Source organism: Bacteroides gallinaceum (assembly GCF_030373775.1).
In the GTDB taxonomy this organism is placed as follows: domain Bacteria; phylum Bacteroidota; class Bacteroidia; order Bacteroidales; family Bacteroidaceae; genus Phocaeicola; species Phocaeicola excrementipullorum.
In genome coordinates this window covers 347,030-357,112 of record NZ_JAUDEN010000001.1, presented here as the reverse complement: position 1 = coordinate 357,112, position 10,083 = coordinate 347,030, and the positions used below count along the sequence as shown (strand labels likewise).

Genomic DNA, 10,083 nt, shown 5'->3' with positions numbered 1-10,083 from the left:
TAAAATAAATTAATCTTCAGTCTTTTTGCTGTATATTTTTTAGATGTTCGTTACATCATGTAACAATTTGTTGACAAATTGTATTTTTTATTGTGAAATAACTGTTTGTTTTACAAAGGATTTGTAGCGATATCCATCTCATTTTAGGAGATGGACTTTTTATATGTAATGTAATGGGTTTGTCATAGGTCTTTCAATATTTTCCGGTTGGCTTTGTCTACTTCATAGGACTTGATGGAGTCCAGGTAAATTTGTGTGGTGATTTCCGAATCGTGTCCGAGCCCTTCGCTGATGATGGATATGGGAATGTCCTTGCAGCGGGCGATGGTGGCCCAGCTGTGGCGGCTGTAGTATAAAGACAGGGGGACGGGCAGCTTGATGGATGTTGCGATGTCTTTCAGCCTCCGGTTGATTTTTCTCATCTGGTTCTGGTATTGTCTGCGTTCGTTTCCGTCTTCCCGGGTTATGATGGGGAGGAGGTACTGCGTGCTGTTCGGCTTGTACTTGTCGAGGATGTCCTGCATCTGTTTGGTCCATTCGATGACCAGCAGCTGCCCTGTCTTTTTGCGGCGATAGGTCAGGCATCCGTGCTTCAGGTCGTTCTTTTTAAGGTATGCCATGTCTATGAATGACATTCCCCGCGTGCAGAAGCTGAAGATGAACATATCTCTTGCGAAGTCCATGACACGTTTCCGCGACAGGTCCAGTTCCTTTATCTTTTTGATCTCTGCAAACGAAATGCTTCGTTTGACGGTTTTGTCCATGCCGCAATAAACGTGCTTGAAGGGATGCCTGTCCGGTGTAAGCCCTTTTTCGACAGCCAGTCTGTAGTTGGTGCGCAGGACGCGCATGTAAAACGAACTGGTGTTGCGCAGCAGTCCGTGCCTGCGCAGCTCCGCCTCATAGTGCTCCATCAGTTCAGAGTCGATCATGTCGAATGTCAGGTCTATGCCTTCCCGGAAACGCATGAAGCTGTTGAGCGTTGTCTGGTACGTTTCGCTGGAGCGTATCTTGCCCAGCTGCTTCTTGTGGGCGACTTGCGCGCGTATGAAGTCGAAGACGCTGCAGCCTGTATCCGTGCCCGAGATGTACTTCTGTATGATTTCCTCCAGGCTGTAGTCCTTTCCGGAGCAGTCCAGCTTTTCTGCTATCGCCTTCAGTCTTTTAAGTTCGTACATTATGTTCGAACGGATGATTTTCAGTCTGCTGTAGCGTTCGGAGGCGGGTGAGGGGAGGGCTATCTCTTCGTACTTTTTATCCCATTCGTCGTTGCGTATTCTGTACTTGCTTCTGATTCTGCGTACCGTACGTTTGTGAATTAACTGAAACACCAGTGTGCCTTCTTTGGCCGGATTGGTAGACGGCCTGAATTTTAGTCTGATAGATGTCATATTTGTATGGTTTTATCCCGTAAGTTTATTAAAAGTCTGTTTAGAGCTTGCTTAAATTTTCCAATAAGTAATGTCATGTCAGGTTCTTGCGCCCTGTCTGTCCAAAACGCGGGGTTGGCGTTCTGACAAAATGTTGGCTGGGCCTGGCGAGAATGCTGTTTTCAGGGCAACGGGAAAGGCGGGGCGGAAAAAACGCAGGGAAATGTGTCCGGGCGAATGCCTTCCTGTTCTTGATATTCTTCGTTTCTGTTCTTTGTGTGCTTCCGTCTGGGCGTTTATGTGTCTTTCCGTTTGTTTTTCTTGTGTTATGCTTTCCTTTTGCGCCTGTAAAAAGTGTCCGGAATGAGGACGTTCTGTACGAAAACGGCATCATTCGGCATTGCGGATGTCCCTTTTGCGGTATCCTTCCGGCGGATGCGGGGACTTTAGCGCAAGGTATCGGGACATTTTCTTTGGGATGTTGGGACACGGTTGCGGATATGACGGGACATTTTTCAGTTTTTATCCGTCATCTTTTCCCTTTTTCGGGGCTTCTGAAGGGGCTGCGCCTTTGCATTCGTTAAGGATTGCCTGCCGGAACGGGAAGAATTGTCCGGCCGTGTGTTGCGGAAAAGGCGGATTTCTGCCTTTTCTGAAAGCATATGCCGCTTTTCCGTGTCTTTATGCAGATGTTCAGATGCCCGCCAGATAGGGACTTAAAACCTTCTCGGCACAAGCGTATCCCTCGTTGTAGAGGTCGGTGAGCTTGCGTATGTCTTTTTCGATGCGGTTCACGGTGACCGGCTTTTCGGGACGTATGGCCAGCACTTTTCCTTCCTGTTCCAGGCGGTCTGTCAGTTCCAGCTGCTCGTTGTAGGCTTCGCACCGGCGGCTGAGGGCCATTCTCAGCTTCGGATAGCGGCGGTAGATGAAGCCGGGTATCCGGATGTCTTTTTCCGTTTTCCGGTATCCTTTGTGGCGGGTGAGCACAACGATGTTCGTTTCGTAGCCCTGGCTCATGGCACGGAGCACCGGAATGGAGTCGACAATGCCTCCGTCAAGCATCGGACGTGCGTCTACATACGTAATGGGGCATACGTAGGGCAGGCTGCTCGAAGCCTTGACGATGGCGATCAGCCTTGTCTTGTCGGCCTTCTCTTCCAGGTAGCAGGCCTTTCCGGTCACGCAGTTGGTGGTGACCATCTCGAACCGTGCGGGGTTGTTGTAGTATGCCTGATAGTCGTAGGGCAGGATTTCGTCGGGAAACAGCTCGTACAGCAGGTGCTGGTCGAGGATGCTGTGCTGGTTCCAGAAGTATTTCAGTCCGATGTAATGGTATTTTTCAAGCAGGTCGATGTTGCTGTATTTGGCGCGTCCCCGCTGGTGCGACATGTACGAAAGCCCGTTGCACGCTCCGGCCGATACGCCGACGGCATATGGAAATTCGATGCGGCGGTCCATCAGATAGTCGAGCACTCCGCAGGTAAAGACCCCTCTCATGCCCCCTCCTTCGAGGACGAGGCCCATTTTCTTGAAATCAATCTCCATCGCTGTTTCCTCCCGATTGTTAGCTGTTTTCTGCAAATATATGTTTTTCTGATGCAATTTCATACAGCTTTTAGTTTTTATTTCTTACATTTGCAGGAAAAATATGAAGAATATGTTCGATTCACTTACTTATCAAAACCGCCGCAAGGCTTTGCGTGAGAAAGTCGGTCACGGCATCATACTTATTTTGGGAAACAACGAAGCCCCGGCAAATTATCCGGACAATACGTATAAATTTCGTCAGGACAGTTCGTTCGTCTATTTCTTCGGCCATTCGCATCCCGGATTTGCGGGTGTCATCGATGCAGACAGCCACGAGGAATGCCTTTTCGGTGACGATGTGGATATGGACGACATTATCTGGATGGGACCCCAGTCCAGCGTGAAGGAGCTGGCCGCACAGGTCGGAGTGGCGAAGAGCTGCCCGTTCGCCAAACTGAAAGAGGTGATAGGAAAGGCGATCTCCCAGCGCAGGAAGATTCATTTTCTGCCTCCCTACCGCTACGACAACATGCTGCTGGTTGAAGACCTGACGGGCATCCGCGCTTCGATGACGCCCAAACATGCCTCGCTGGAACTGATCAAGGCGGTGGTCGACCTCCGCTCGGTGAAGGAACCTTGCGAAATTGCCGAAATCGACAGGGCGTGCAATGTGGGATACGAGATGCATACGGCTGCCATGCGCCTTTGCAAGCCGGGGGTGTCGGAACAGTATATCGCCGGCGTGCTCGACGGAATCGCTGCTTCTTACGGGCGGATGGTTTCGTTTGCGACCATCCTGACCCAGAACGGGCAGACGCTGCACAACCATGACCATAGCCATACGCTTCAGGAAGGCCGCCTGATGCTTACGGACGCGGGCGCCGAACTGATGAACTATTATTGCTCCGACCATACACGTACCGTCCCGGTAGGAGGCCGCTTCACGAGCCGCCAGCGTGACGTGTACAGCATTGTGCTGGCCTGCCATGACAAGGCTTTGGAACTGGCCCGTCCGGGAGTGACTTATATGTCGGTGCATCTGGACGTATGCAAGGTGCTGGCTCAGGGGCTGAAGGACCTCGGTCTGATGAAGGGGGATGTGGAAGAGGCGGTGGCTGCCGGAGCGCATGCCCTGTTCCTGCCTCACGGACTTGGACACATGATGGGTCTTGACGTGCATGACATGGAGGATCTGGGCCAGTGCCATGTGGGCTATGATGATGAGGTGCGTCCTTCCACCCAGTTCGGGCTTGCCTCGTTGCGCATGGGACGCCGCCTGAAGGAAGGCTTTGTCATAACCGACGAGCCGGGCTGCTATTTTATCCCTGCTCTTATCGACAAGTGGAGGGCGGAAGGAACCAACGCTTCTTTCCTGAATTTTGACGCGATAGACAAGTTCAAGGATTTCGGAGGCATCCGTCTGGAAGATGATATCCTGATAACAGCGGACGGCTCGCGCTTTACCGGCGAGAAGCGTATTCCCATCACGATTGACGAGGTGGAGGATATCATGAACCGGTAGGAGTTTTCCGGCTTCTCCCCTGAAAGGGAAGCTGGTTGAGGGTATCTGAAAATATTGGCTTATAATTTTTTCCTGTAAGCCTTTCCCTCAGGGAAGGTTTGCAGGAGCTGTCTGGTGCGACCTAATATTAATCACTAAAATAACAATTAAAGACTATGAACAAATTGATTGCACTCCTTGCTCTGGGCTTGTGCGTAGGAAATGTTTGTGCAAAAAATCCGAAGAAAGACAAGGCCGAAGAAGGATTCGTGTTTACTACCGTCAAGGAGAATCCCATCACTTCCATCAAAGACCAGAACCAGTCGAGCACCTGCTGGTCGTTTTCTTCACTGGGTTTCCTTGAGGCTGAACTGTTGCGTCAGGGAAAAGGGGAATTCGACCTGTCGGAAATGTTTGTCGTTCACAAAACCATGGAAGACCGTGCCGTAAATTACGTGCGTTATCATGGTGACGCTTCGTTCTCGCCGGGCGGAAGCTTCAGTGACATCGTTTTCTGCTACAGGAATTATGGAATGGTTCCGCAGGAAGCTATGCCGGGCATCATGTACGGCGATTCGCTCCCGGTGCACAACGAGCTGGATGCCGTGGCCGGAGCCTACGTGCAGGCTATCGGAAAGGGCAAGTTCAAGAAGCTGACTCCGGTGTGGAAGAAAGGTCTGGCCGCCATTTACGACACATACCTGGGAAAATGCCCCGAAAGCTTTACTTATAAAGGAAAGACTTATACTCCGAGAACATTTGCCGATGAAGCGCTGGGACTGAACATGGACGACTATGTGTCGCTCACTTCTTATACGCATCATCCTTTCTATACGCAGTTCAGCGTTGAAGTGCCCGACAACTGGCGCAACGAGCTTTCGTATAACCTGCCGATCGACGAGCTGATGGAGGTGATGGACAATGCGATAGAAAAAGGCTATACTTTTGCATGGGGGGCCGATGTGAGCGAGGACGGATTTACACGCGACGGCATTGCCGTGTGTCCGGACGTAGAGAAGGGAGCCGAGCTTACCGGATCTGACATGGCGCACTGGCTGGGACTGAGCAAGGCCGACAAGCGCAAAGAGCTTACAAGCAAGCCGCTTCCGGAAATTGAAGTGACTCAGGAAATGCGCCAGGAAGCGTTCGACAACTGGGAAACGACCGATGACCACGGTATGTTGATCTACGGGCTCGCCAAAGACCAGAACGGAAAAGAATATTATATCATGAAAAATTCATGGGGCTTTAGCGGAAAGTACAAGGGCATCTGGTATGTTTCGAAAGCTTTCGCAAAATACAAGACCATGAACATTCTGGTGCATAAAGATGCCGTTCCGGCTGCCATCGCGAAGAAAATAGGGCTTTGATTGTTCTGCGTCAGGACAGTCATATGCCAGTTGCATGATATGCCGCTAGGGCCGCAGAGCGTCACGGAGGATAAAGCTGAATCCTCTGTACATCTCTGCGGCCTTTGTGGTGTTTTGCGGTATCTGGCGATTTCTGTAAATTTAATGCCGGATTGGCCGCTTGTTTCTTTCTTTTTTACTAACTTTACAGATTGAAGCGGAAGCCGGGCGACATCCGCCGCTTCGTGAAAAAGGAAAAGAAAGAAAAAACATATATAAATGAAGTACAAATGGAACTATCAACCTCCTACACCGATCCAAAGGGAAGCGGCTAAGGCACTTTCGCGCGAGTTGGGCATCAGTCCGATTCTTTGCCGTCTGCTGCAGGAAAGGGGCATAAAGACTGCGGCTGAAGCCAAGCACTTTTTCCGTCCCCAACTGAGCGAACTCCACGATCCGTTTCTGATGAACGACATGGAGAAGGCGGTGGAGCGTCTGAACAGGGCGATGGGAAGGAAAGAGCGTGTCATGATTTATGGCGACTATGATGTTGACGGAACGACGGCCGTATCGCTGGTCTACAAGTTCCTCCAGCAGTTTTATTCCAATATCGACTATTACATTCCCGACCGCTATGAGGAAGGGTATGGGGTGTCGGAGAAAGGAATAGACTATGCTTATGAAACAGGAGTGAAACTGATAATCGTGCTTGACTGCGGAATCAAGGCTGTCGGGGAAATCGCATACGCCAAAGAAAAGGGAATCGATTTCATTATATGCGACCATCATGTGCCGGATGACGTTCTTCCGCCGGCTGCGGCCATCCTGAATCCCAAGCGGTTTGACTCTACTTATCCCTACGAGCACCTTTCGGGGTGTGGAGTGGGCTTCAAGTTCATGCAGGCTTTTGCCATGAACAACGGCATTGATTTCCATCAGCTGGTTCCTCTGCTTGATCTTGTTGCCGTGAGCATCGCTTCAGACATCGTGCCGATTATGGGTGAAAATCGTGTGCTGGCCTATCATGGCCTGCGCCAGCTGAACTCGAATCCGAGCATCGGCCTGAAGGCCATCATTGACGTGTGCGGACTTGCCGACCGGGAGATCACGATGAGCGATATCGTGTTCAAGATCGGTCCGCGCATCAACGCGTCGGGGCGCATCCAGAACGGAAAGGAGGCTGTCGACCTGCTGATCGAAAAGGATTTTGCTTCTGCGCTCAGGCAGAGCAACCAGATTAACCGCTACAATGAGGCGCGCAAGGACCTTGACAAGAGCATGACGGAAGAGGCGAACCGGATTGTGGACGGTCTGGCGGATTTGTCGGAGCGGAGATCGATTGTCATTTTCAATGAAGCGTGGCACAAGGGGGTTATCGGCATTGTGGCGTCGAGGCTGACGGAGATTTATTATCGTCCGGCCGTCGTGCTGACACGGACGGGCGACATGGCTACGGGGTCGGCGCGCTCCGTTTCGGGATTCGATGTCTACAAGGCTATCGAATATTGCCGCGACTTGCTCGAGAACTTCGGAGGGCATACCTATGCTGCCGGGCTTTCGATGAAAGTGGAGAATGTTCCGGAATTTTCCCGCCGTTTTGAAGAGTATGTCACCGGGCATATCCTTCCGGAACAGACCAATGCGACAATCGACATTGACGCGCAGATTGATTTCCGTGACATCACGCCGAAATTCTTTTTCGATCTGAAGAAATTCAATCCGTTCGGACCGGACAACCATAAGCCGGTTTTCGCCACTTTCAATGTGTATGACTATGGTACGAGCAAGGTGGTGGGACGCGGACAGGAGCATATCAAGCTGGAGCTTGTGGACAACAAATCGAACAATGTGATGAACGGGATCGCCTTCGGACAGAGCTCGCAGGTCAGATACATCAAGTCGAAGCAGTCGTTCAACATCTGTTATACGATTGAGGAAAACACGCACAAGCGCGGGGAGGTGCAGCTCCAGATCGAAGACATCAAGCCAAATAAAATGTTCTGAAATCTGCGTATATGGCCGATTACAGGGAGATATTGAAACGTTACTGGGGATACGACAACTTCCGGGGCATCCAGGAAGAGATTGTGCGGAGTGTGGGAGAGGGAAGAGATACGCTGGGGCTTATGCCTACGGGCGGAGGGAAGTCTGTGGCGTTCCAGGTGCCGGCGCTTGCCCGTCCGGGTTTGTGCCTGGTGGTCACTCCGCTCATCGCGCTGATGAAGGATCAGGTTCAGAATCTGAGAAAAAGGGGGATTAAGGCGGCTGCCGTTTACTCGGGGATGACACGCGAAGAGATTGTCGTGGCTCTTGAAAACTGCATTTTCGGCGACTACAAGTTTCTGTATATCTCTCCCGAGCGGCTTTCTACCGAAATTTTCCGGGTGAAGCTCCGCAAGATGAACGTGTCGATGATTACGGTCGATGAGGCTCATTGCATATCGCAGTGGGGCTATGACTTCCGGCCTTCTTATCTGAAAATATCGGAAATACGCGAGTTGCTTCCGGGGGTTCCGGTGCTTGCGCTGACTGCTACGGCTACTCCCGAAGTGGTGAAGGACATCCAGACGTGTCTGAAGTTCCGCGAGGAGAATGTGCTGCGGATGAGTTTCGAGCGGAAGAATCTGGCTTATGTGGTGCGCCGTGCGGAGGATAAGGAAGGCGAAATGCTGCATATCCTGAGCAGCATGGAAGGGTCTGCCATCGTCTATACGCGGAACAGGAGGCGGACCAAGGAAATTTCCGCTTTGCTGGAACGGCATGAAATCACAGCCACCTTTTATCATGCGGGGCTGGCGGATGCGGTGAAGGACGAGCGCCAGAAAGCCTGGCTTGCGGGGCAGTGCCGGGTGATGGTGGCTACCAATGCGTTCGGCATGGGAATAGACAAGCCGGATGTGCGCCTGGTGATTCATGCCGATGTGCCGGATTCGCCCGAGGCTTATTTCCAGGAGGCCGGGCGTGCGGGGCGTGACGGGCGCAAGGCATATGCGGTGCTGCTTTTCAATGAGCGTGACAAAGTGTCGTTGAAGCGGCGTGTAAGTGACACTTTTCCGGAAAAGGAAGCTGTCCGGAAAATTTACGAGGATATCAACTATTATTATCAGATGGCCATGGGCGATGGATTGGGGTGCATGTTTGCTTTCAACATCGATGAGTTTTGCCGCAATTTCAAGCATTATCCGGTGCAGACGGACAGTGCGCTGAAGATACTGACCCGTGCCGGATACCTGGAATATACTGACGAGCAGGATAACGGCTCCCGGCTGATGTTCACGCTGCGGCGTGACGAGCTTTATGCCATTCATGAACAGAATCCGGACATTGAGCGGCTGCTGCGGGTGATACTGCGTTCGTATACCGGAGTGTTTGCTGATTATGTGTACATCAGCGAAGATATGCTGGCTTCGCGTTCGGGACTGACGCGCAGGGAGGTTTATGACGCATTGGTTCTGCTCAGCAGGCGCCGTATTCTCCATTATATCCCCGGGAAAAAGACACCTTATATTATATATACGCGCGAGAGGCAGGAGGCTTCGCGTATCTGCATCGGAAAAGAAGTCTACGAAGACCGGAAGGCAAGTTATGAGCGGCGGATAAAGGCGATGCTTGAATATATTTCAGACGGGGCGCATTGCCGGAGCCGGATGCTGCTGCGTTATTTTGGCGAAAAAAGCGAATGTAATTGCGGGCAGTGTGATGTCTGTCTTCAGCAGAAGAACGCTGAACCCGGGAAGGACGAGTTTGATGAGGTTGTTTGCAAGCTGACGGAGGCGCTTGCGGATTCTCCGCTTTCGCTTCAGGAGGCAGCTCACCGCACCGGAATCCCGGAAGAGCGGCTTTTGCAGGCGGCAAACTATCTGTTGGCCGAAGAGCGGCTTGAGCAGCAGGACGGGAAACTTGGTCTTGTCCGCTGATGGGCGTGCGGAAATTGATAGCCAAACTTTGTTCTGGCCCTCTTTCTTGTATGATTGCATCTATATGCATTTGATATGCATCCATGTTTTAAATTTGCAGTTGGGGTTGATTCTGTTTTTAAAATTGTTTGAAAAGTGGAATTTTTTGTGTTGGAGTTGTTATAAAATCCGTTGCTTTTTGCATTTTTTTAATGTTAAAAATAAATTTGCGTAAAAGAAAAGTGAAAATTATATTGTAATTTTGCCGCGAAAGCAAAATATAATATAACAGATGCATAACTTTATTATATTAAACAGAACATTTTTTAATTTGGATTTGGTATTGCGTAACGTGAAGTCCCGCGATGCCTTTTAATTTTTTCCATTGTTCTTGCCTGTAGCGACAGGAAGGAGTCGTTTTATGCAATTTTTTATTC

The 10,083-nt window shown here is 50.8% G+C and carries 6 protein-coding genes; 4 read left to right on the top strand and 2 right to left on the bottom strand.

The window, feature by feature from the left end:
• Positions 1-182: 182 nt before the first annotated feature.
• Complete coding sequence (locus QUW60_RS01350) at positions 183-1,391, bottom strand: site-specific integrase (protein WP_289558174.1); 1,209 nt, start codon at positions 1,389-1,391, stop codon at positions 183-185.
• 672 nt (positions 1,392-2,063) lie between these two features.
• On the bottom strand, positions 2,064-2,918 hold the full coding sequence (locus QUW60_RS01345) for a patatin-like phospholipase family protein (RefSeq protein ID WP_258337092.1): 855 nt from the start codon (positions 2,916-2,918) through the stop codon (positions 2,064-2,066).
• 112 nt (positions 2,919-3,030) lie between these two features.
• Between QUW60_RS01345 and QUW60_RS01340 the strand changes: the two genes are divergently transcribed.
• The 4 genes from QUW60_RS01340 to QUW60_RS01325 all read left to right on the top strand — a co-directional run bounded on the left by QUW60_RS01340 (position 3,031) and on the right by QUW60_RS01325 (position 9,667).
• Positions 3,031-4,422, top strand: a complete 1,392-nt coding sequence (locus QUW60_RS01340; RefSeq protein WP_289558173.1) for an aminopeptidase P family protein — start codon at positions 3,031-3,033, stop codon at positions 4,420-4,422.
• Positions 4,423-4,577: 155 nt separating this feature from the next.
• The gene (locus tag QUW60_RS01335) at positions 4,578-5,771 is read left to right on the top strand and encodes a C1 family peptidase (RefSeq protein WP_258336980.1); all 1,194 of its coding nucleotides are present in this window, start codon (positions 4,578-4,580) and stop codon (positions 5,769-5,771) included.
• A 258-nt stretch (positions 5,772-6,029) separates the two neighbouring features.
• Positions 6,030-7,754, top strand: a complete 1,725-nt coding sequence (gene recJ, locus QUW60_RS01330) for a single-stranded-DNA-specific exonuclease RecJ (RefSeq protein ID WP_289558172.1) — start codon at positions 6,030-6,032, stop codon at positions 7,752-7,754.
• An 11-nt stretch (positions 7,755-7,765) separates the two neighbouring features.
• Positions 7,766-9,667, top strand: a complete 1,902-nt coding sequence (locus tag QUW60_RS01325) for a RecQ family ATP-dependent DNA helicase (RefSeq protein ID WP_289558171.1) — start codon at positions 7,766-7,768, stop codon at positions 9,665-9,667.
• Positions 9,668-10,083 lie beyond the last annotated feature (416 nt).